The organism is Microbacterium sp. VKM Ac-2870, assembly GCF_015350795.1.
Lineage (GTDB): Bacteria > Actinomycetota > Actinomycetes > Actinomycetales > Microbacteriaceae > Microbacterium.
The window spans coordinates 793,922-815,630 of record NZ_JADKSH010000001.1 but is presented as its reverse complement, the minus strand read 5'-3'; the positions used below and the strand labels follow the sequence as shown (position 1 = coordinate 815,630).

22 protein-coding genes and 1 tRNA gene are annotated in these 21,709 nt (G+C 68.9%); 19 read left to right on the top strand and 4 right to left on the bottom strand.

Translation table 11 applies throughout. From position 1 onward, the window contains the following. The first annotated feature begins 123 nt into the window (after positions 1 to 123). The 17 genes from ITJ43_RS03965 to der all read left to right on the top strand — a co-directional run bounded on the left by ITJ43_RS03965 (position 124) and on the right by der (position 16,769). Positions 124 to 288, top strand: coding sequence for a hypothetical protein (locus ITJ43_RS03965; protein ID WP_194582498.1), 165 nt, complete (start codon positions 124 to 126; stop codon positions 286 to 288). Continuing rightward, positions 285 to 1,121: a TlyA family RNA methyltransferase gene (locus ITJ43_RS03960; RefSeq protein ID WP_323741114.1), complete on the top strand. Its 837-nt coding sequence runs from the start codon at positions 285 to 287 to the stop codon at positions 1,119 to 1,121. The genes ITJ43_RS03965 and ITJ43_RS03960 overlap by 4 nt, the downstream gene beginning before the upstream one ends. Then, positions 1,118 to 2,074 carry an NAD kinase gene (locus tag ITJ43_RS03955; protein ID WP_194582358.1) on the top strand — a complete coding sequence of 319 codons (957 nt, stop codon included), beginning with the start codon at positions 1,118 to 1,120 and terminating at the stop codon, positions 2,072 to 2,074. Before ITJ43_RS03960 ends, ITJ43_RS03955 begins: the two co-directional genes overlap by 4 nt. After that, positions 2,071 to 3,774 (top strand): DNA repair protein RecN, encoded by a 1,704-nt coding sequence (recN, locus tag ITJ43_RS03950; protein ID WP_194582356.1) that lies wholly within the window; start codon positions 2,071 to 2,073, stop codon positions 3,772 to 3,774. The genes ITJ43_RS03955 and recN overlap by 4 nt, the downstream gene beginning before the upstream one ends. A 6-nt stretch (positions 3,775 to 3,780) precedes the next feature. After that, positions 3,781 to 5,493 (top strand): CTP synthase, encoded by a 1,713-nt coding sequence (locus ITJ43_RS03945; protein WP_194582354.1) that lies wholly within the window; start codon positions 3,781 to 3,783, stop codon positions 5,491 to 5,493. Further along, on the top strand, positions 5,486 to 6,154 hold the full coding sequence (locus ITJ43_RS03940) for an NUDIX domain-containing protein (protein WP_194582352.1): 669 nt from the start codon (positions 5,486 to 5,488) through the stop codon (positions 6,152 to 6,154). Before ITJ43_RS03945 ends, ITJ43_RS03940 begins: the two co-directional genes overlap by 8 nt. Continuing rightward, entirely contained in the window at positions 6,151 to 7,074 is a 924-nt protein-coding gene (gene xerD, locus ITJ43_RS03935) for a site-specific tyrosine recombinase XerD (protein WP_194582350.1), read from the top strand. Before ITJ43_RS03940 ends, xerD begins: the two co-directional genes overlap by 4 nt. A 70-nt stretch (positions 7,075 to 7,144) precedes the next feature. Beyond that, complete coding sequence (locus ITJ43_RS03930; RefSeq protein WP_194582348.1) at positions 7,145 to 7,774, top strand: vitamin K epoxide reductase family protein; 630 nt, start codon at positions 7,145 to 7,147, stop codon at positions 7,772 to 7,774. A gap of 69 nt (positions 7,775 to 7,843) precedes the next feature. Further along, positions 7,844 to 9,112 (top strand): aminotransferase class V-fold PLP-dependent enzyme, encoded by a 1,269-nt coding sequence (locus ITJ43_RS03925; RefSeq protein WP_194582346.1) that lies wholly within the window; start codon positions 7,844 to 7,846, stop codon positions 9,110 to 9,112. A gap of 1 nt (position 9,113) precedes the next feature. Next, positions 9,114 to 10,214: a hypothetical protein gene (locus tag ITJ43_RS03920; protein ID WP_194582344.1), complete on the top strand. Its 1,101-nt coding sequence runs from the start codon at positions 9,114 to 9,116 to the stop codon at positions 10,212 to 10,214. A 138-nt stretch (positions 10,215 to 10,352) separates the two neighbouring features. Next, positions 10,353 to 11,186: a ParA family protein gene (locus ITJ43_RS03915; protein WP_194582492.1), complete on the top strand. Its 834-nt coding sequence runs from the start codon at positions 10,353 to 10,355 to the stop codon at positions 11,184 to 11,186. Next, a complete protein-coding gene (locus ITJ43_RS03910) occupies positions 11,170 to 12,054 on the top strand; it encodes a segregation and condensation protein A (RefSeq protein WP_194582342.1) in 885 nt (294 codons plus the stop codon). The genes ITJ43_RS03915 and ITJ43_RS03910 overlap by 17 nt, the downstream gene beginning before the upstream one ends. Then, positions 12,044 to 12,652, top strand: coding sequence for an SMC-Scp complex subunit ScpB (gene scpB, locus ITJ43_RS03905; RefSeq protein WP_194582340.1), 609 nt, complete (start codon positions 12,044 to 12,046; stop codon positions 12,650 to 12,652). The genes ITJ43_RS03910 and scpB overlap by 11 nt, the downstream gene beginning before the upstream one ends. Then, on the top strand, positions 12,649 to 13,431 hold the full coding sequence (locus ITJ43_RS03900) for a pseudouridine synthase (RefSeq protein WP_194582338.1): 783 nt from the start codon (positions 12,649 to 12,651) through the stop codon (positions 13,429 to 13,431). The genes scpB and ITJ43_RS03900 overlap by 4 nt, the downstream gene beginning before the upstream one ends. Positions 13,432 to 13,442: 11 nt before the next feature. Beyond that, a complete protein-coding gene (locus ITJ43_RS03895; protein ID WP_194582336.1) occupies positions 13,443 to 14,564 on the top strand; it encodes a prephenate dehydrogenase in 1,122 nt (373 codons plus the stop codon). Continuing rightward, positions 14,561 to 15,256 (top strand): (d)CMP kinase, encoded by a 696-nt coding sequence (gene cmk, locus ITJ43_RS03890; RefSeq protein ID WP_194582334.1) that lies wholly within the window; start codon positions 14,561 to 14,563, stop codon positions 15,254 to 15,256. The genes ITJ43_RS03895 and cmk overlap by 4 nt, the downstream gene beginning before the upstream one ends. Next, positions 15,246 to 16,769: a ribosome biogenesis GTPase Der gene (der, locus tag ITJ43_RS03885; protein ID WP_194582332.1), complete on the top strand. Its 1,524-nt coding sequence runs from the start codon at positions 15,246 to 15,248 to the stop codon at positions 16,767 to 16,769. The genes cmk and der overlap by 11 nt, the downstream gene beginning before the upstream one ends. Positions 16,770 to 16,781: 12 nt before the next feature. Here the strand turns inward: der and ITJ43_RS03880 are convergent, their stop codons facing one another. Together ITJ43_RS03880 and ITJ43_RS03875 are read right to left on the bottom strand one after the other, a co-directional pair. Further along, on the bottom strand, positions 16,782 to 17,516 hold the full coding sequence (locus ITJ43_RS03880; RefSeq protein ID WP_194582330.1) for an anaerobic ribonucleoside-triphosphate reductase activating protein: 735 nt from the start codon (positions 17,514 to 17,516) through the stop codon (positions 16,782 to 16,784). After that, positions 17,486 to 19,315, bottom strand: a complete 1,830-nt coding sequence (locus ITJ43_RS03875) for a ribonucleoside triphosphate reductase (protein WP_194582328.1) — start codon at positions 19,313 to 19,315, stop codon at positions 17,486 to 17,488. Before ITJ43_RS03875 ends, ITJ43_RS03880 begins: the two co-directional genes overlap by 31 nt. Positions 19,316 to 19,480: 165 nt before the next feature. On the opposite strand from ITJ43_RS03875, the gene ITJ43_RS03870 reads away from it, so the two are divergent. Beyond that, positions 19,481 to 20,374, top strand: coding sequence for an NUDIX domain-containing protein (locus ITJ43_RS03870; RefSeq protein ID WP_194582326.1), 894 nt, complete (start codon positions 19,481 to 19,483; stop codon positions 20,372 to 20,374). 8 nt (positions 20,375 to 20,382) lie between these two features. Here the strand turns inward: ITJ43_RS03870 and ITJ43_RS03865 are convergent, their stop codons facing one another. Beyond that, the gene (locus ITJ43_RS03865; RefSeq protein WP_194582324.1) at positions 20,383 to 20,775 is read right to left on the bottom strand and encodes an RNA-binding S4 domain-containing protein; all 393 of its coding nucleotides are present in this window, start codon (positions 20,773 to 20,775) and stop codon (positions 20,383 to 20,385) included. 33 nt (positions 20,776 to 20,808) lie between these two features. Further along, positions 20,809 to 21,387: a GNAT family N-acetyltransferase gene (locus tag ITJ43_RS03860; protein ID WP_194582322.1), complete on the bottom strand. Its 579-nt coding sequence runs from the start codon at positions 21,385 to 21,387 to the stop codon at positions 20,809 to 20,811. A gap of 183 nt (positions 21,388 to 21,570) precedes the next feature. Between ITJ43_RS03860 and ITJ43_RS03855 the strand changes: the two genes are divergently transcribed. Then, positions 21,571 to 21,644, top strand: a tRNA-Pro gene (locus ITJ43_RS03855). The last annotated feature ends 65 nt before the right edge of the window (positions 21,645 to 21,709 follow it).

Here is a 21,709-nt window from a genome sequence, read left to right as displayed (position 1 = left end):
GAGAGTAGGACACCGCCGGACTTCTTTCAGGAAATGGCCACCCACTGTTGGGTGGCCATTTCCCGTTAACACACCGATCCGAACACACACGGCGCCCATGACTCCGGCGACTATCGTGGAGGTATGTCGATGGATGCCGACGACACGGATCTGCGCCGTGATGACCTGCTCTCCGCCCTCGAGGTGATCGAGGAGCAGCCGTTGGCCGAGCGCGCCGCGGCATACGCTGCGCTCCACGACGATCTGGCGCGTCGTCTCGAGTCGGGTCCCCGCGACGGCGTCCGGTGACGATGCGACTCGACGCCGCCCTCGCGGCGCGCGGCCTTTCGCGATCGCGCACGCAGGCTTCGCGCGACATCGAAGCGGGTCTGGTCGCGGTCGACGGGGTGCCCGTCGTGAAGCCATCGACTCCGGTGTCCGACGGTGCGGTGCTCACGGTTGCCGGCACTGATCACTACGTCAGCCGCGCTGCCCACAAGTTGCTGGCCGCTCTCGATGCGTTCGGCGTGGAGGTGGAGGGCGGCGTGTGCCTGGATCTGGGTTCGTCGACGGGTGGGTTCACCCAGGTTCTTCGGGAGCGCGGCGCTCGGCGCGTGATCGCTGTCGACGTCGGACACGATCAGCTTTCCGAGCTGGTTGCGGCGGACCCTTCCGTGGTGTCGGTCGAGGGCTACAACGTTCGACACATGACATCCGCGAACCTCGCCGAGGCAGCCGGCGGCGCCTACGAGTTCGATGTGGTCGTGGGTGACCTCTCGTTCATCTCGCTGACCCTGGTGCTCCCCGCGATCGCAGGGGTCGCGGCATCCGCCACCGATGTCGTTCTGCTGGTGAAGCCGCAGTTCGAGGTCGGACGTGCGGGCGTGCGCGAAGGGCTCGTGACGTCGGCAGCGGCGCGGGCCGACGCGGTCGCGGGGGTCTTGTGGGCGGCGTGGGACGCCGGCTTCGGGACCTTTGGTGTCATCGCTTCTCCGATTGCGGGAACGCACGGCAACCACGAGTACCTGGTGCATCTGCGACAGACGGCGACGACGTCGCCGGGTGTGGAGGGCGACCCGGCTTCCGTGGGGAATCCGACAGAATGGCTGAAGACGATCGACGACGTGACGGGAGTGAGATGACCAACGCCACGGGCAGCCGCGAGATCTTGGTCGTGGCGCACGCGCGTCGCGACGACACCGTCGCCGCCGCGCGGCGCGTTATCGCGGCTCTCATCGATGCGGGAGCGCGCCCTGTGCTCGCCGTCGACGATCCCGAGCTGGTCGCGGCGCTGTCCGACCTGGGGCCGCTTGCCGCGCTCGGCACCGACGTCCAGGTCTCCGATATCGAGCTGGCTATCGTCCTCGGCGGCGATGGGACGATCCTCCGCGCCGCGGAGCTGGTGCGCGACGGCACGGCGCCCATCCTGGGCATCAACATGGGTCACGTCGGGTTCCTGGCCGAGATCGACCCGGACGTGATCGATGACGCTATGCAGCGCATCATCGCCTGCGACTATCAGGTCGAAGAGCGCATGACCCTCGCCGTCCGCGTCAAGGATGCCGCAGGCGCGGTGATCTACGAGACGTGGGCGCTGAACGAGGCGACGGTCGAGAAGGCATCGCGCGAGCGGATGATGGAAGTCGTGATCGAGATCGATCGCCGGCCGTTGTCGAGCTTCGGCTGCGACGGCGTGGTGATCGCGACGCCCACGGGCTCGACGGCCTACAACTTCTCCGCCGGAGGACCGGTGATCTGGCCCACGGTAGAGGCGATCGCGGTGGTTCCGCTGTCGGCCCACGCGCTCTTCGCCCGCCCTCTGGTCGTCGGGCCCGAAGCCACCGTCGCCATCGAGGTGCTCGCCCGCACAGACGGCAACGGCATCCTGTGGTGCGATGGACGGCGTTCGCACGATCTGCCGCTCGGCGCGCGCGTCGTCGTCAGCCGATCGCCCCAGCCCGTGCGTCTGGCGCGTCTGCATCCCGCCCCCTTCACCGACCGTCTGGTCCGCAAGTTCCAGCTGCCGGTCACCGGGTGGCGCGGGCCTGCGGAGAGCGCTGCATTCGAGCGTCGGGCTCCGGAGGACGCCGCGTGATCGAGCAGATGACGCTGCGCGATGTCGGTGTGATTGCCCAGGCGACCCTGCCGATCGGCCCGGGATTCACCGCGATCACCGGTGAGACCGGTGCGGGCAAGACGATGGTGGTCACGGGACTGGGTCTTCTGCTCGGAGCACGCGCCGATTCGGGCGTGGTGCGCGCGGGCGCCGATCAGGCCGCCGTCGAAGGCGTCTGGATCGTCGCGGATGCCGGTGGGGTGGTTGATCGCGTGGCGGAGGCCGGGGGAGAGGTCGAGCCCATCGGCGATGGCCGGGCGGAGCTGTACCTCGGACGTACGGTGACAGCCGAGGGCCGTAGTCGCGCGAGCGTCGGCGGTCGTGCGGCGCCGGCCGGTGTGCTCGCGGATCTCGCCGAACAGCTCGTCGTCGTGCACGGGCAGTCCGACCAATTGCGACTGCGCTCCAGTTCAGCGCAACGCGATGCGCTCGATCGCTTCGGTGCTGCGCAGATTTCTCCCGCCCTCGACGCGTACCGGTCGGCATTCACCGCGTTGCGCGCGCTCTCGGCCGATATCGCTGAGCTCACCGGTCATGCGGCGGAACGCGCCGCCGAAGCCGAGCGACTGCGCGCAGCACTGGTGGAGATCGAGCAGGTCGACCCGCAGCCCGGCGAGGATGTCGAGCTCGCTCAGCGTGCGGAGCGCCTGGCCAACGTCGAGGAGCTCCGAAACGCCGCGGCCATCGCGCATGACGCACTGTCCGGATCCGGCGACGTGCCCGACGTGGGGGTGCTGCTCGCCGAGGCTCGACGGGCTCTCGAACGGGCCTCGCACAGTGACGCCGCGCTGGCCGCTCACGCTGCCGACCTCGACGACATCTCCTACCGGGTGGCGGATCTGACCACCGAGCTCAGCGCCTACCTCGCCGACCTCGACGAATCGGGTCCGCACGAACTGGCTGCCGTCGAAGAGCGCCGGGCGGCAGTCTCGGCGCTCGTGCGTGCGCACGGAAGTGTCGAGGCAGCGCGCGAGCTCGCGCGGTCGGGTGCGTTCCGTCTCGCCGAACTCGACGACGACGGCGAGCGCATCGCCCGCCTCCGCGTCGAAGAGACGGAGGCGGCCGCACAGCTCGATGTGCTCGCCGACAACCTCACCCGCGCACGACGCGCGGCCGCAGAGAAGCTGGCCGAGGCCGTGACCGAAGAGCTGCACGACCTGGCTCTGCCCGACGCCCATGTCGTCGTGGCGGTGGAGCCCGCCGCACCCACGGCATCCGGTCGGGATGACATCACCCTTCTGCTGTCACCCCACCCGGGAGCGGAGCCGCGTCCGGTAGCGAAGAGCGCGTCCGGCGGCGAGCTCAGCCGCGTCATGCTCGCGATCGAGGTCGTGATCGCAGGAACCGGCGGCGTTCCCACGTTCGTCTTCGACGAGATCGACGCCGGCATCGGCGGAGCGTCCGCGATCGAGGTCGGCCGGCGCCTCGCCCGCCTCGCGGAGACGGCACAGGTGATCGTCGTCACCCATCTCGCGCAGGTTGCGGCATTCGCGTCGAACCATTTGAGTGTCGTCAAGTCAGGCGACGGCTCGGTGACCGCCTCGAGCGTGCGCGTCCTCGAGGGGGCCGAGCGCGAAGCGGAGATGGCACGACTGCTGTCGGGGCTCGCCGATTCGACCACTGCCCTCGACCACGCCCGGGAGCTTCTGAGCCTCGGCCGTTCTGGACTGATAGGATGAAAGCCCGTGACGGAAACTCTTTCAGCAGCGAGTAAGACGACGGGCAAGACGGCTAGCGACACCACCAAGCACATTTTTGTGACGGGCGGTGTCGTTTCGTCTTTGGGGAAGGGTCTGACCGCCGCCTCATTGGGGAATCTGCTCACAGCGCGCGGACTTCGTGTGGTGATGCAGAAGCTGGATCCGTACCTCAACGTCGACCCGGGGACGATGAATCCCTTCCAACACGGCGAGGTCTTCGTCACCGACGACGGCGCCGAGACCGACCTCGACATCGGCCATTACGAGCGGTTCCTCGACATCGAGTTGAGCCAGGCCGCCAACGTCACCACGGGGCAGATCTACTCGCAGGTCATCGCTCGCGAACGCCGCGGGGAGTATCTCGGCGACACCGTGCAGGTCATTCCGCACATCACCGACGAGATCAAGCGCCGCATGCGCTTGCAGGCGGATGAAACGCCGAAGCCCGATGTGATCATCACCGAGATCGGTGGCACGGTCGGCGACATCGAGTCGCAGCCGTTCATCGAGTCGGCCCGGCAGATCCGTCACGAGCTCGGACGCAAGAACGTCTTCTTCGTGCACGTGTCGCTCGTGCCGTTCATGGGCGCGTCGGGCGAACAGAAGACCAAGCCCACTCAGCACTCGGTGGCGGCCCTGCGTTCGATCGGCATCCAGCCCGACGCGCTCGTGCTGCGCAGCGACCGACCCGTCACTGAATCGAACAAGCGCAAGATCGCGCTGATGTGCGACGTGGACGAGGATGCCGTGATCAACGCTATCGACGTGCCGTCGATCTACGACCTGCCGAGTCTGCTCAACGAGCAGGGCCTCGACAGCTACATCGTCGACGCGCTCGGGCTGTCGGGCAAGGCTGCCGAGGTGGACTGGACTCGCTGGGGCCAGGTGCTGGGCGCGGTGCACAACCCGAAGCACGAAGTCACCATCGGTCTCGTCGGCAAGTACATCGACCTGCCCGACGCCTACTTGTCGGTGACCGAGGCGCTGAAGGCCGGCGGTTTCGCCCAGGAGACGAAGGTGCAGATCCAGTGGATCGCTTCCGATCTCTGCGAGACGCCGGAGGGCGCGGAGAAGGCGCTCGGCGCCCTCGATGGCATCGTCGTGCCCGGCGGCTTCGGCATCCGCGGTATCGAGGGAAAGCTCGGCGCGCTGCGCTTCGCTCGCGAACAGGGCATCCCCACCCTCGGCATCTGCCTGGGTCTGCAGTGCATGGTGATCGAGTACGCGCGCAACGTCGCCGGCATCGAGGGAGCCTCGTCCAGCGAGTTCGATCCCGACACCACCCACCCGGTCATCGCGACGATGGCCGAGCAGGTCGACATCATCGACCACGGCGACATGGGCGGCACGATGCGCCTCGGCCTGTACGAGGCCGAGCTCGCCGAGGGTTCGCTGGCCGCCGAGGTCTACGGCGCCACCCGTGCCAGCGAGCGTCACCGCCACCGCTACGAGGTCAACAACCGCTACCGCGACCAGATCGCCGACGCCGGCATGTGGTTCTCGGGGCTGTCTCCCGACCACGGGCTCGTGGAATACGTGGAACTGCCGCGCGACGTTCACCCGTACTACATCGCCACGCAGGCCCACCCCGAGCTGCGCTCACGCCCCACCGAGGCCAACCCGCTGTTTCGCGGCCTGATCGCCGCGGCGCTGGAGCGCCACCGCTCGAGCGAGCTGTTCGAGGTCGAGGGTGACTGACGCCGAGGCAGTGGGTGCGCCGCTGGCGGACGAGTCGGTCGAGGTCGAGGTCATCCGCACGGAGACGCCGTTCGTCGGTCGGGTGTGGAACATCCGCCGCGATGAGGTGTCGTACAACGGAGAATCGATCGTCCGCGAGTACATGGACCACACGGGCGCCGTCGCGGTGCTCGCTCTCGATGACGATGGCCGCGTGCTGCTGATCAAGCAGTACCGCCATCCGGTACGCCTGCGTGACTGGGAGATCCCGGCGGGCCTGCTCGACATCGCCGAGGAGGACGCCCTCGCGGCGGCTCAGCGCGAGCTCGCCGAAGAGGCCGACCTGGTCGCGGCATCCTGGAACGTGCTCGCCGAATTCGCCACGTCGCCCGGGGGCAGCGACGAGGCGATCCGCATCTACCTCGCACGCGACCTGCGCGCCGCCGACGAGACGTTCGCCCGCGAAGCCGAGGAGGCCGACATCGAGGTGCGCTGGGTGCCCCTCGACGAGGTCGTCGACGCGGTGCTCGCCCGTCGCGTGCAGAACCCGTCGCTGGTCGTGGGTGTGCTCACCGCGCAGGCCGCCCGCGCACGCGACTGGGCGACGTTGGGTCCCGCCGACGCTCCCTGGCCGCGACGCCCGCGATCCATCGGCGAGGACGGACGCCCGGGCGCACAGTGAAGATCGACCGCGCGATCGACGTGTACCTCCGGCACATCACGATCGAGCGCGGCCTGTCGGAACACACTGTCGCCGCCTATCGTCGCGATCTGATCGGGTACCGGGCGTGGCTTCTCGAGCGTGAGATCGACGACACGGCAGCGATTACGCCGGCGGTCGTGGCGCAGTTCGTCGCCGACCGTGCGTCGGCCCAGCCCCCGCCGGCGGCCACCTCACTCGCCCGGCTGCAGTCGTCGGTGCGCGGACTGCACCGCTTTCTCGTGCGTGAGGGGATCGAAACGGCAGACCCCAGCGAACGGCTGACGCCACCCAAGACGCCCCAGCGCCTGCCGAAGGCTCTCTCGATCGACCAGATCGAAGCGCTGCTGGATGCCGCGGGCCCGCCGCCCGGCACCGCGACCGATACGGACGTGATCCGGCTGCGTGACCGTGCGTTGCTCGAGGTGCTGTACGCCACGGGCGCGCGCGTGTCGGAGGTCATGCAGCTCGATGTCGACGATGCTGCGGAGGGAGATGTGCTTCGGGTGCGCGGCAAGGGGCAGAAGGAGCGGATCGTTCCGGTGGGTTCCTACGCCCGTGCGGCGCTGGATGCGTACCTGGCGCGGTCGCGGCCCGAGCTGTCGCGTCGCGGCCGCGCGACTCCGCGCCTGTTCCTCGGCGCGCGGGGTGCGCCGCTCTCCCGCCAGGGGGCGTGGCTCATCATCCAGGATGCCGCCGAGCGCGCGAACCTGACGGCGCACGTCTCGCCGCACACCTTCCGGCATTCCTTCGCCACGCATCTCTTGCAGGGCGGGGCGGACGTGCGCGTCGTTCAGGAGTTGCTCGGGCATGCGTCGGTCGCCACCACGCAGATTTACACGCACGTCACCGTCGACGCGCTGCGTGACGTGTACCTGACATCCCACCCCCGCGCACGCTGACGGGCGGCGGGGAGGTTTTTCCCGGCGACGTTCCTCCCGCGCCGAGCCGCGGCCCGCGCAGGATGGCAGGATGAGCGCGCACCTCGGCATCCCATCGGAATCGACGGGGCTGCACCGTCCCGGTCGCGCTCTGGCAGTGTGGTGGATCGTCGCCGGAGCACTGGGCGGCATCGTCGCGTTCCTGCTGTATCTCGAGTACATCGGGCAGCTGACCGGCGCGACGCCCCTGATCAGCTGCAGCATCAGTCCCATCGTCACCTGTGGCCCGAATCTGCTCTCGCCGGGCGGCAACCTGCTGGGATTCAGCAACTCGATCCTGGGGATCATGCTGTTCTTCGGCCCGATCTACGCCGGCGTCGCCGCTCTCGCCGCGCCGGTCGGACTGCGCGCATGGTTCTGGCGCGTGTACACCGCGTTCGTCGCGGCGGCGTTCGTCTTCGTGCACGTTCTGGCGTACCGCAGCGTCTTCGAGTACGGCTCGCTGTGCCCGTGGTGCATGGTGATCTGGGTCGTCACGATTCCGCTGTTCTGGACGGTGCTCGGCTGGACGCTCCGCGACGGCGTGTGGGGGAGTGCGGCCGGCGCGCGCCGTCTGGGCGAGGTGCTGCTCTCGTGGCTCCCGCTGGTCGTCGTCGTCGACTACCTGGTGATCGCTGTGGCGGCGCAGGCGCGGCTCGACGTGATCGGCAGTCTTTTCTGAGCTCGGGCCGGTTTCTTTCACGGCCGGAGCCGCAGCGGCCGGCGGTGCGGTCAGACCACAATAGGCCGCATGGATGCCGCATCTCGCCCCGGCCGCCGGGGCTTGTTCGGCAGAGGCCCCACCCCGGCCACATCCGATGCTGTCGCCGTCGCGGGTGATGACAACGGGCGTCCCGGCTTCGGGTATCTGCCGACGCACGAGGTGTATCTCGATTCGGCGTGCCAGACGCTGCGACCGCAGCCGGTGATCGATGCTGTGCAGGACTACTTCCTGCACAGCAATGCCTGCGGTGGGCGGGTGCGCTACGACGCCGGACGCCGCGTCGACGCCGCGGTGGCGGCCACGCGTGATCGTGTGCTCGCGGTGTTCGGGCTCTCGCCGCATCGTGCATCGTGCGCCTTCACCCTCAACACGACCTACGGCATCAACCTCCTGTTGGCGGGTCTGCCCAGCGGGAGGTTCGCGCGCATCGTGACCACGGTGACCGAGCACAACGCGGTGTTCCTGGCGACGATCGCGGCCGCTGCGCGTGCCGGCATCCCCCGTCTCGTGCTCGAGCGCGACGACGACGGGCGCATCGTCGCGACCGACGCACAGCTGCGCGATGCGGTGGTGGTCGTCTCCGCGATGGACAACGTCGTGGGCGTCGTGACCCCCGACCTGCGTCAGCTCATCGCCGCTGCGCACCGCGTGGGCGCGATCGTGATCGTCGATGCAGCGCAGGCCGCCGCGCACGCGCTCTCGTCGCTGCGCGACCTCGACGCCGACGCGATCTGCTTCTCGGCGCACAAGATGTACGGTCCGTCGCTGGGAGTGGTCGTGGCGACCCGTGACCTGCTCCTTTCGCTCGATCCGGTGATCGTCGGCGGCGGTCAGGTCAGTGCCGTGTCCGCCGACGCCTACACGCTGCTGCCGGATCCGCACACGCGGCTGGAGGCGGGGCTGCAGGCGTGGGCCGAGATCATCGGCTTCGGGGCGGCGCTGAAGTGGCGCGGCGACTTCCGCAGCGCGGGCGGCGAGACGCTCGAGCAGCATGAGGAACGCCTGGCCGCACGCCTGTACGACGGGCTCGCGGCGCTGCCACGGTTGCGGATGATGGGCAGCGCGGCCACCCCGGTGATCTCGGTGCTGCCCGAACGGGTCGACGGCCACCGTCTCGCCGCGTTCCTCGCGCGCGCCGACATCGCCGTTCGCAGCGGCTCGTTCTGCGCGCACTACTGGCTGATCGAGCGTCAAGCGCTCGGCCCGCTCGTGCGGTTCAGCCTGGGCGCGCACAACACCGACGCCGACATCGACCGCACGCTCGAGGTCATGACCTCGATGATGAAAGGGCTGTGACGTGGTCTGCATCGTCGCGTTCATCGTCGTGCTGGTGCTCTCCGCCGTCTCGGCGAAGTACCGCAAACTGCTCGGACGGGCGTGGGGCTGCGCGTGGCGCAAAGTCACCCTGCGGCCCTGCGACACGAGCTTTCGCGACGACGTGAAGAACTCGCTGCTCGCGCCGCTCGCGCTGCGCGCACCTCGCATGGTGCGGCCGGCCAGCATCGCCATCGAGGTCGTCGCCTGGCTCATGGTGCTCAGCCTCATCGTCAGCCTCTATCTGCTGGGCCGTAGCGGCCTCAACCTCTTCGTGTACGGCACGTGCGACAAGCAGAACGCGCAGGCCTGCTCCCTGGCAGCGCAGGCGTGCTCGATCGACGCCGTCGAGCCGGGTTTCTGGGAGTCGATCGGTGAGGGTGACGTGTTCGGCGCGTTCGGTCGCGAGTTCGCCTCGGTGGGCGACACGATCGCCACCCTGCCCAGTCGGCTGCGCTCGTGGGATGCCGCGGACTTCGCCGCTGCCGACGCGACCTATCTGGGTGGCTACGTCGAAGGCCGCCCCACGGCGCTCGACGTGCTCGATCCCGGATGCCGCTTCTGCGCGCAACTGTTCCGCAACATGCGCGACGCCGGATTCGGGAACACCCACAACGTGACCTACCTCGTGTACCCGATCCACAGCGCCACCGGCGACAAGTTCGCCAATTCGGCGCTGATCGCCACGTATCTGAGTGCGGTGCGGGTGTTCGAAGCGGAGCGCACGGCAGCGGGAGCCGGTGCCCAGGCGCGGCCCGTCGAGACGGGGGACTGGTACATCCTCGAGCAGCTGTTCACGACGCAGACCGACGACGGATGGTCGACGCAGGATTGGATGAACACCGCCCCTGCCGCCGAGGCCGCCGATCGCCTCCAGCAGTGGCTGGGCGCCGACGGCTACACACCGGCCGAGGTGCAGCGCATCGTCGAGCTCACGACGTCGTCACAAGTCGCGGCATCCCTCGAGCACGCCCGCCGCGTCGTCGAAGACGACATCCGCACGGTGTCGATTCCGTCGCTGATCGCCGGGGGAGGACTCCACGCCGGACTCGTCGACGTCGACACCCTGCGGGGCCTCGGCTGAGCGCGCGCCACCCTGTGCGAGAATCGAGGTGCGCGGCGGCAGTGGATCGCCGGGCCCTGGGAAGGGCATCACGAAGCAGGAGTGTCGGTGGCGGATAAGACGCGAGGGACGAAGAAGGTCCTCTCGGAGGACGTCCCGATGGGGCCGACCGGTCGGCCGTACCACGGGTTCCCGACCCCGCCTCCGCTCGATGCGCACGGCCCCGCCCGCATCATCGCGCTCTGCAACCAGAAGGGCGGCGTCGGCAAGACGACGACGACCATCAATCTCGCGGCCTCTCTCGCCGAGTACGGGCGCAAGGTGCTCGCGATCGACTTCGACCCGCAGGGGGCGTTGTCGGCAGGTCTGGGCATCGCCACCCACGACATCCCGACGATCTACGACCTGCTCCTGGACACGAAGCGCGACCCGCACGAGACGATCGTGCACACGTCGGTCGAGGGTCTGGACATCATCCCCGCCAACATCGACCTCTCCGCGGCCGAGGTGCATCTCGTCAACGAGGTCGCCCGCGAGACGATCCTCGCCCGGGTGCTGCGCAAGGTGGCCGGCGAGTACGACGTCATCCTCATCGACTGCCAGCCCTCGCTGGGGTTGCTCACAGTCAATGCGCTCACCGCGAGCCACGGTGTGCTCATCCCGCTCGAGTGCGAGTTCTTCGCCCTTCGCGGTGTGGCGCTGCTGATCGAGACGATCGACAAGGTGCGCGACCGCCTCAACCCCTCGATCGAACTCGACGGCGTGCTCGCGACGATGTACGACCCGCGCACCCTGCACTCGCGCGAGGTGCTCGAGCGCGTCGTCGAGGCGTTCGGCGACGACGTCCTGGAGACGGTGATCGGGCGCACGGTGAAGTTCCCCGACGCGTCGGTGTCGGGCGTTCCCATCACGACGTTCGCCCCCGAGCACGCCGCCGCCCAGGCCTATCTGCGCCTGGCGCGGGAGCTGGTGGCTCGTGGCGCCGTCGCCTGACGAGCCCGAGGTCGCCCCGGTCGTCGAGCCCGTCACCGAGCCCACCGATTCGAGCAAGCCCACCGGTTCGACCGACGACGCGGAACCGACCCGGTTCCGTGTCTCGCTCGGCAACTTCGACGGTCCGTTCGACCTGCTGCTCACCCTCCTCGGCAAGCACGAGCTCGACATCACCGAGATCTCCCTCAGCCGTGTCACCGACGAGTTCATCTCGTACCTGAAAGGCCTCGAGTCCGACGACGATCTGGATCAGGCATCCGAGTTCCTCGTCGTCGCGGCGACGCTGCTCGACATGAAGGTGGCGGGGCTGCTGCCGCAGGGCGAGCTCGTGGATGCCGAGTCGGTCGCGCTGCTCGAAGCGCGCGATCTGCTCTTCGCCCGCCTGCTGCAGTACCGGGCCTTCAAGGAGGTGTCGGCATGGTTCGAGCGGAGCCTCCGCCGCGAAGATCGCCGGCACATGCGGGCCGTCCGCCTCGACGAGAAGTACCGCCGCGCCGTGCCCGAGCTGGTCTGGACGCTGTCGAAGGACGACTTCGCGGCGCTCGCGATGCTCGCCTTCGCGCCGAAGGAGATCCCGCACGTCGGCCTCGACCACCTGCACGCGCCGCTCGTGTCCATCCGCGAACAGGCGGCGATCGTCGTCACGCTGCTGCGCGACGCGGGCACGCTGAACTTCCGCGAGCTCGTCGTCGGCGTCGCCCAGACCGGCGTCGTCGTCGCCCGTTTTCTCGCGGTGCTGGAGCTGTACCGCCACGCCGCCCTCTCGTTCGAGCAACTCGAACCGCTCGGTGAGCTGACCCTGCGCTGGACCGCCGAACGCTGGTCCGAAGAGAACCTCGCCACCCTGGGAGCCGACTATGACCGCTGATGCCCACACCGAGCCGACGCCATCGGCACGTTCTCACGAGCCCGCCGATGTGGCGCGCCGCCTCGAGGCGATCCTCCTGATCGTCGACGAGCCCCAGAGCCTCGTGGCGCTCGCCGCCGCCGTGGGCGCCCCCGTGCCCGCCGTGCGGCAGGCCGTCGCCGGGCTCGTCGCCGACTATGAGGGCGAAACGGGCGGCCCGCGCCGCGGCTTCGAACTGCGCGAGGTGGGCGGCGGGTGGCGACTCTACGTGCGCGACGAGCACGACGACCTGATCGCGGAGTTCGTCGGTGGCCAAGCGCCGTCGAGGCTCTCGCAGGCGGCTCTCGAAACCCTCGCGGTCATCGCTTACAAGCAGCCGGTCACGCGCAGCCAGGTCGCCTCGATCCGCGCGGTCAACGTCGACTCCGTCGTGCGCACGCTGCTCGCCCGCGGCCTGATCACCGAGCTGTTCACCGATCCCGAGACCGGCGCCATCAACTACGGAACGACCGATGCGTTGCTCGTCAACCTCGGCATCAACTCGCTCGATGAGTTGCCGCACATCTCACCGCTGCTCGACGACGGATCGGACGGCTTCGACGCGGAGGTCCTGCGATGAGTTTCGACGACACCACCGCAGCGGGCGCCGAGGGCGTTCGCCTGCAGAAAGTTCTGGCGAACGCGGGCGTCGCCTCGCGCCGTGTGTGCGAGCAGTACATCGTCGAGGGACGCATCCGCGTCAACGGCGAGGTCGTCACCGAGCTCGGTCGGCGCATCGACCCCGAAACCGACCTGGTCGACGTCGACGGCACCGCGATCCAGCTCGACACGACCAAGCGCTACATCATGCTCAACAAGCCGACCGGCGTCGTCTCGTCGATGAAGGACGAACAGGGTCGACCCGACCTCCGCCGCTTCACGAAGGAGTGGGAGGAGCGCCTCTACAACGTCGGTCGACTGGATGCCGAGACCTCCGGACTGCTCGTGCTCACCAACGACGGCGACCTCGCCCACGTGCTCGCTCACCCCTCCTTCGGTGTGACGAAGGTGTACATCGCGAAGGTCACCGGACGGGTGACCCCGCAGACGATCGCGCGTCTGACCAAGGGCGTCGAGCTCGAGGACGGACCGATCGCCGCTGACAAAGCGCGGCTGCTCGACACCTCGGGCGAGACCTCGCTCGTCGAGCTGACGCTGCACTCCGGTCGCAATCGCATCGTCCGACGTATGCTCGCGGAGGTCGGTCACCCCGTCGTCGAGCTCGTGCGACGCCAGTTCGGACCGCTCCACCTGGGAACCCTCCCGGCGGGGCGGGCACGCGAGTTGACTAAAGTGGAACGCGGCGCGCTGCTGACAGTGGCGCGTCAGGCGGCGCCCACGCCGCCCGGGGACAGCTGAGGCGGAGAACAGTGACCGAACAGGCCGTTGCCGATGCGCGCACGCGCGCAGCCCGCACCGCCGGCACCGTCCGGATCGTCGGTGCCGGGCTGCTCGGTGCCAGCATCGGCCATGCGCTGCGCGCCCTCGGCGTCGACGTCGCGCTCGCCGATGCGTCGCCGGCCCAGCTGCGTCTGGCCGTCGACTACGGTGCCGGTCGTCCTGCCGCCGATGACGACCGCCCGCTGCTCGTCGTCGTCGCCGTTCCTCCCGATGTGACAGCCGACGTCGTCGCGCGTGAACTGGCGAGCTTTCCGGATGCCGTCGTCACCGATGTCGCGAGCGTCAAGCTCGACCCGCTGCATGAGCTCCGCCGCCGCGGCGTCGACCTCACGCACTACATCGGCTCCCACCCCATGGCGGGACGCGAACGCGGCGGTGCCATCTCGGCCCGCGCCGACATCTTCATCGGCCGGCCCTGGGTGGTCTGCCGCGACGAAGAGACCCCGGCATCCGATCTCGCCCTCGTCGAAGGGCTCGCGCTCGACCTCGGCGCGACGCCCATCGAGATGACCCCCGACGAGCACGACCGCGCGGTCGCGCTCGTCTCGCACGTTCCCCAGTTGGTGGCGTCGCTGCTCGCGGGACGTTTCGTCGACGCTCCCGACGGCTCGCTGCGCCTCGCCGGCCAGGGCGTGCGCGACACCACCCGCATCGCGGCCTCGGCCCCCGAGCTGTGGGTGCAGATCCTCGGCGCGAACTCCGCTCCCGTCGTCGACGAGCTCGACGCGCTGGCCGACGACCTGCGTGCCGTCGCCGAGGCGCTGCGCGCCCCCGAGGCGCCCGGTTCGCGTCGCGCCGTCGCCGACACGATTCGTCGCGGCAACGACGGTGTGGAGCGTCTGCCCGGAAAGCACGGACAGAACCGCCGCTTCGAGAGCCTCGTCGTGATGATCGATGACACGCCAGGCCAGCTGGGTCGCCTCTTCGGCGAGCTCGGCGAACTGGGCGTCAATGTCGAAGATCTGCGCCTCGAGCACTCGCCCGGTGCACAGTTCGGCCTCGCCGAGATCAGCGTCGACCCGACGATCGTGCGCCAGGCCGAAGACGGTCTCGTCGCGCGCGGCTGGAAGATCGCGAGCCTGCCCTCATGACCGTCACGATCGCCATCGACGGCCCGGCGGGGTCGGGCAAGTCCAGTGTGTCGAAGCAGGTCGCCCGCCAGCTCGGCTACGGCTACCTCGACACCGGGGCCGCCTACCGCGCCCTCGCGTGGCATGTGCTCGCGCAGGGGGATGCGGCGGACACCGCCGATGAGGCGAGCGTGCGTGCCGCGGCATCCGACTTCCCCTACGCCATCTCGCTCGACCCCGACGACTACTGGGTGCGCGTGGGTGACGCCGACGTCACCGACGCGATCCGCGAGCCCCGTGTGACGGCTGCGGTCAGCGGTGTGGCCCGCATTCCTGCCGTGCGCGCGCAGGTCAATGACCTCTTCCGCGCTCTCGTCCGCGACTCCGGCCGGCCCGGCGTCGTCGTCGAGGGGCGCGACATCACGACGGTCGTCGCCCCTGACGCCCCCGTGCGCATCTTGCTGACCGCCGCTGCGGAGGTGCGCGCCGCGCGCCGCAGCGCCGAGCTGACGACCGAGAACGCTGCGGTCGTCGCCGAGGCGCTGCATCGCAGGGATGCCGCAGACAGCACCGTGGTCGATTTCCTCACCGCCGCCCCCGGCGTGAGCGTCGTCGACTCGACTCACCTCGATTTCGCTCAGACCGTGGAGGCCGTCCTCGACGTGATCTCCGCGGCTGTCCCCACCCCACAGGAGAACCACCATGGCCGCTGAAGACGAGTACGAGGCCGGTCCCGACCAGATCGAAGAACAGCTCGCGAACCTCGACGAGGAGCTCGCCGAACAGCGCGCGGCCGCCCTGCGCGCCTCGCTCGGCGACTACGACCTCGATGAGGAAGACGATCACCTGCTCGCCGGTTTCACCGCCGGCGGCGAGGTCGTCGAGATGCTGCCGGCGCTGCCGGTGGTCGCCATCGTCGGACGGCCCAACGTCGGCAAGTCCGCGCTGGTCAACCGCATCCTCGGGCGCCGTGAGGCCGTCGTCGAAGACACCCCCGGCGTCACCCGCGACCGTGTCACGTACAAGGCCGAGTGGATGGACCGCCGCTTCAGCCTCGTCGACACGGGCGGCTGGGAACCCGACGCCCGCGGCATCGACCGCTCGGTCGCGGCCCAGGCAGAGGTCGCGATCGACCTCTGCGACGTCGTGCTGTTCGTCGTCGACGCGATGGTCGGCGCCACGGCCACCGACGAGGCTGTCGTGCGTCTGCTGCGCACGACGAACAAGCCCGTCTTCCTCGTCGCGAACAAGATCGACGACGCGCGCCAGGAGCCCGAAGCTGCGGCACTGTGGAACCTGGGTCTGGGTGAGCCGCACCCGGTGTCGGCGATCCACGGTCGCGGCGTGGCCGACCTGCTCGACGAGGTCATGAAGGTGCTGCCGGAGATCTCCGCGGTGGCCAAGGGCGAGCTCGGCGGACCGCGCCGCGTCGCCATTCTCGGACGCCCGAACGTCGGCAAGTCGTCGCTGCTCAACAAGGCTGCCGGCGAAGAGCGCGTCGTCGTCAACGAGCTCGCTGGAACCACGCGCGACCCCGTGGACGAGATCGTCGAGCTCGGCGGCAAGCTGTGGCGCTTCGTCGACACCGCCGGCATCCGTCGTCGCGTGCACCTGCAGCAGGGTGCCGACTTCTACGCGTCGCTGCGCACCTCGGCGGCGCTGGAGAAGGCCGAGGTCGCGGTCGTCGTGATCGATGTGTCGCAGTCGATCAGTGTGCAGGACCTCAACATCATCGACCTCGTGCTCGAGTCGGGTCGTGCCCTCGTGCTGGCGTTCAACAAGTGGGATCGCCTGGGCGACGACGACATGGAGAACGCCGACCGTCGCCGCTACCTCGAGCGCGAGATCGAACAGGACCTCGCGCACGTCGCGTGGGCGCCCCGCGTGAACATCTCGGCCCGCACCGGACGGCACTTGGAGAAGCTCGTGCCGGCGCTGGAGACCGCGCTCGAGTCGTGGGATCAGCGCATTCCGACCGGCAAGTTCAACGCGTTCCTCGCTGCCCTCATCGCCGAGCACCCGCATCCGCTCCGCGGTGGCAAGCAGCCCCGCATCCTGTTCGGCACGCAGGCCGGCACTCGTCCGCCGACGTTCGTGCTGTTCACGACCGGCTTCCTCGACCCGGGCTACCGCCGCTTCATCCAGCGCCGCTTGCGCGAGATCTTCGGCTTCGAGGGCACGCCGATCGTCGTCAACATGCGGGTGCGCGAGCGCCGGCAGCGCTGAGTCGCCGCTCGCTCAGCGGATGACCAGCGACCGGAACCGTTCCGTCGGCAGGTCATCCAGCCGCAGCGCCGGCGCCTCGGCATCCGCCACGCGGGGGAGCGGCCGGCGCGTTCCCGTCTCACGGAACCGCTGCACGGCCCAGTTGTCGACGCCGGCATCGGCGAGACGGCATCCGAGCTCGCGGAGCCCCGCATCGTCGATCGCCGCCGGGTGCACCGTCGTGCGCACTTCGAAGTCGAGCGGGCGATCCGATCCGGACCGCAGCAGCCGGTTGCCGAGCACGAGTTCGAGTGAGCGCCACGCGTTCTCGCCGCTCGGGGCGCGCCCGGTGACCGTGGCGTAGTCGTCAGGTGCGGCTTTGATGTCCAGGCCCACCCAGTCGACGTACGGCAGCGCGTGGGCCAGCAGACCCGGATAAGCACCCGCCGTGTGCAGGCCCACGCGGAAGCCGAGCGAGCGCACCATCCGCATCGCGGGCACGAGCGCGCGTTGCATCGTCGGCTCGCCGCCCGAGAAGACGACGCCGTCGAGCAGCCCGATGCGATCGCACAGCAGGTCTGTCACGTCCGACCACGTCACCGTACCTTCGGCGCGCGGGTCGATGAGCGCGGGGTTGTGGCAGTAGAAGCAGTTCCACGGGCATCCCTGCAGGAACACCGTCGCCGTCATCGTGTCGGGCCAGTCGATCGTGGAGAACGGCGTGACCCCCGCGACGTTCAGTTCACAGGCTGCAGCGGTGCGGACCATGTTGCCTCCTCGGCGGGAAGGACGGTGGAGAAGTACTCCCGCTCTTCAGCTTCGCCCTTCTTGCCGACGTTGAAGCTCGCGATCGGCCGGAAGTAACCCATCACGCGGGTCCACACCTCGCACGCGGCGCCGCAGTCGGGGCACTGCTCGTGGTGGCCCGAACGGTAGCCGTGCGCCGGGCAGATCGAGAACGTCGGCGTGATGGTGATGTACGGCAGACGGAAGCGCGAGAGCGAGCGGCGGACGAGCTCGCGGCAGGCATCGGCCGACGGCATCGCCTCGCCCATGTAGAGGTGCAGCACGGTGCCGCCGGTGTACTTGGCCTGCAGCGGTTCCTGCATCTGCATCGCCAGGAACGGGTCGGTCGTGTGGCCCACGGGCAGTTGCGACGAGTTCGTGTAGTAGGGGTTGTTCGCGGTGCCGGCATGACGGATGCCGGGAAGGCGTGCGATGTCTTCCTTCGCGAACCGGTAGGTCGTTCCTTCGGCGGGTGTCGCCTCGAGGTTGAACATGTGCCCGGTCTGCTCCTGGAACTCCACCATCCGGTCGCGGACGTGATCGAGCAGGCGGGTCGCGAGCGCTGCTCCCGCAGACGTCGTGATGTCGTCGGCGTCACGGGTGAAGTTGCGGACGTACTCGTTGAGGCCGTTGACGCCGATCGTGGAGAAGTGGTTGTCGAGGGTGCCGAGGTAGCGCTGCGTGTACGGGAACAGGCCCCCCTCCAGGTGGTGGCCGATGACGGCTCGCTTGGCGACGAGAGTGTCACGGGCGATCTCGAGCAGTTCGTCGAGGCGCGCGATGACGGCATCCTCGTCGCCCGAATGCACGAAGCCGAGACGGGCGCAGTTGATGGTCACGACGCCGATCGATCCGGTCTGCTCGGCCGAGCCGAACAGGCCGTTGCCGCGTTTGAGCAGCTCGGTGAGGTCGAGCTGCAGGCGGCAGCACATCGAGCGGATCATGTGCGGGTCGAGATCGGAGTTGACGAAGTTCTGGAAGTACGGCAGACCGTACTTCGCCGTCATCGCGAACAGGGCGTCGGTGTTGGGGCCGTGCCAGTCGAAGTCCTTCGTGATGTTGTAGGTCGGGATGGGGAACGTGAAGGCGCGTCCGTCCTGGTCGCCTCCGGTCATCACGTCGATGAACGCGCGGTTGATGACGGCCATCTCCTCGGCGAGGTCGCCGTAGGCGAAGGCCTGCACCTGTCCGCCGACGAGAGGATGCTGATCGGCGAGGTCGTCGGGGCACACCCAGTCGAACGTGAGGTTGGTGAACGGGGTCTGGGTTCCCCAGCGCGAGGGCACGTTGAGGTTGAAGATGAACTCCTGCATCGCCTGGCGCACCTCGGCGTAGGTCAGGGCGTCAATGCGCACGTACGGGGCGAGATACGTGTCGAACGAGCTGAACGCCTGCGCGCCGGCCCACTCGTTCTGCAGCGTCCCCAGGAAGTTGACGAGCTGACCGAGAGCGCTGGAGAAGTGTCGGGGCGGCGCCGACGCGATCTTTCCCGGAACCCCGTTGAAGCCCTGTTCGAGCACCATCCGCAGCGACCACCCGGCACAGTAGCCCGCGAACACGTCGAGGTCGTGGATGTGCAGGTCGCCCTCGCGATGAGCGGTGCCCGCTTCGGGTGCGTACACCTCGTCGAGCCAGTAGTTGGCGATGAGCTTTCCCGCGGCGTTCAGGATCATCCCGCCCAGCGAATACCCCTGGTTCGCGTTCGCGTTGACCCGCCAGTCGGCGCGTGCGAGGTACTCGTCGATGGTCTCGGCGACGGAGACGGAACGGGGGGAGGTCATGATGAGCCTGCCTTCGATATGTGGTGGGGTGGGCTTGGTCCGACCACAATATGTGGGGGTGCGGGGCGCTGTCGTCCCTAGATGTGCGCGTGTCGCGGAGTCATGCGCCGTGCAAAACTCCGCCTCGCGGCTCTCGCTCGCATCGCGGTATGACAGGCTGGGCGGGTGACGATCGTGCCTCCCGCTCCCGGAGAGCCGCGCCGCCCCGACGGGCCGCGCGACCCCGGTGATGCGTGGGTGATCGCCGACGACGGCACGAAGTACTGGGGCCGCTTCGGCGCGGCAGGTCTCCTCGCGTTCGACCCCGATCGCGGGGTGCTGCTGCAGCATCGCGTGGCGTGGAGCCACTTCGGCGACACCTGGGGTCTGCCCGGCGGGGCGCGTCACGAGAACGAGTCGGCCGGTGAGGCCGCGCTGCGAGAATCGGCGGAGGAGGCGGGCGTGCCGGCATCCGCTGTCCGGCCCCGGCTGATCAGCTTGTACGACGTCGGCGTGTGGAGCTACGCGACCGTCGTCGCGGATGTCGTCGAGCCGTTCGAGGCGGTCATCAGCGATCCGGAGAGCCGTGAGCTGGCATGGGTGCCGGTGGAAGCCGTCGATTCGTATCCGTTGCATCCGGGATTCGCCGCGTCGTGGCCGCTGCTGCGTTCATTGGTGGAGGTGCGGCCCACGGTCGTCGTGGATGCCGCGAACGTCGTGGGGTCGGTGCCTGACGGGTGGTGGAAGGACCGCGCGGGCGCGACGGCGCGGCTGCTCGAACGCCTGCGCAGTCTTGCCGAGGGCGGAGTGGATGCCGGTCGGCTCGGCCTTCCCGCTGACGTGTGGTTTCCGGAGGTCCGTGTGGTCGTCGAGGGGCAAGCGCGTGCGGTCGACGACGTCGCCGAGGTCGTCGTCGTGCGTGCGGCCGGCGAAGGCGACGAGACGATCGTCGACGAGACGATGATGCTCATCGAAGCCGGTCGGTCGGTGACGGTGGTGACGAGCGATCGCGCGCTGCGTGAACGGGTGACGGTGTTGGGCGCCGTGACCCACGGCCCGTCGTGGCTGTCGGCCGAGTAGGTCCTCGGTCAGTCGGCGTCGTCGGCGTTGGGAGTGAGATCGTCGCGTCCGCGCAGCCGATCGATGTCGCGGCGCTCGCGTTTGGTGGGCCTCCCGGCGCCGCGGTCGCGGACGGCGAGCAGCGCGATGGGCTCGCGTGGCGGCGTGCGGTCTTCGGCGGCGACGGAGGCGATCGGCGCTCCGACACGTTTGGTGAGCAGTTGTCGGACGACCAGCATCCGGTCGAAACCGGCGATGCGTACGCGGATCTCATCTCCGATACGCACGGGTTGCGAGGCTTTCGCCTTCTCTCCGCCGATGCGCACGTGGCCGGCGCGGCATGCCGTGGTTGCGGCGGAGCGGGTCTTGTAGACGCGCACGGCCCAGAGCCAGCTGTCGATGCGGACGGACGGCTCGCTCATCCCTCGATTCTGCCGTGTCGATCTCGTGTCCAGTCACGCCACCGTGAGCGAGACGATCGGTCGTGCGGGGCCGGGTCGGGCGACTTCGATGAAGCCCGCGTCGACGAAGCTCGAGAGAGCGCCGTGGAAGAGCTCGTTCGACGACGTCTTTCGCGCGCTGGCGTCGACCGGGTAGCCCTCGATGACGCGCGCACCGTGGGTACGGGCGTGGTCGACGGCGGCGTCCAGGAGCTGACCGGCGAGCCCCTCACCGCGGAACTCCTTACGCACCACGAAGCACGTGATCGCCCAGACCGATTCGTCGTCGAACGGCTCGGGCGATTTCTGGAAAGCCCGGGTGACGGCGAGGCGCGGCTGTTCCGGTCGCGGTGACACCTTGACCCAGCCGGCGGCGACGCCGTCGACGTAGGCGATCAGTGCCGAAGCAGGGGAAGCGGCGAGGTCGCCCCGCAGCAGTTCGCGACGCTCGTCGGTGGTGGCGACCTGGAAGTCCTTGTTGCGCAGCATCCACCACTGGCACCAGCACGAGGCGCCGTCGCCTCCGCCGGTGAGAGCGTGCTCCGCGTCGGCGAAGCGATCGACGGATGCCGGGACGATCTCGATCTGGCTCATGACCAGACCGTACTCCGGACTTGCGACACGCGTTCGCGAGCGCTCCGCGAAACCGGTAGCATAGGGGAGTTGTCCGCGAGCGGACAGCAGACCGGGATGTGGCGCAGCTTGGTAGCGCACTTGACTGGGGGTTAAGGGGTTCACCCCTCCCGGACGGCCCGAATAACTGAATATTGAATGCCACGGGCTGTGGCGCAGCTTGGTAGCGCACCTGACTGGGGGTCAGGGGGTCGCAGGTTCAAATCCTGTCAGCCCGACAGAAAAACCCTGATGAGAAACTACTTTCATCAGGGTTTTGTTGTTTACGGAGGCGGTTTTTTCT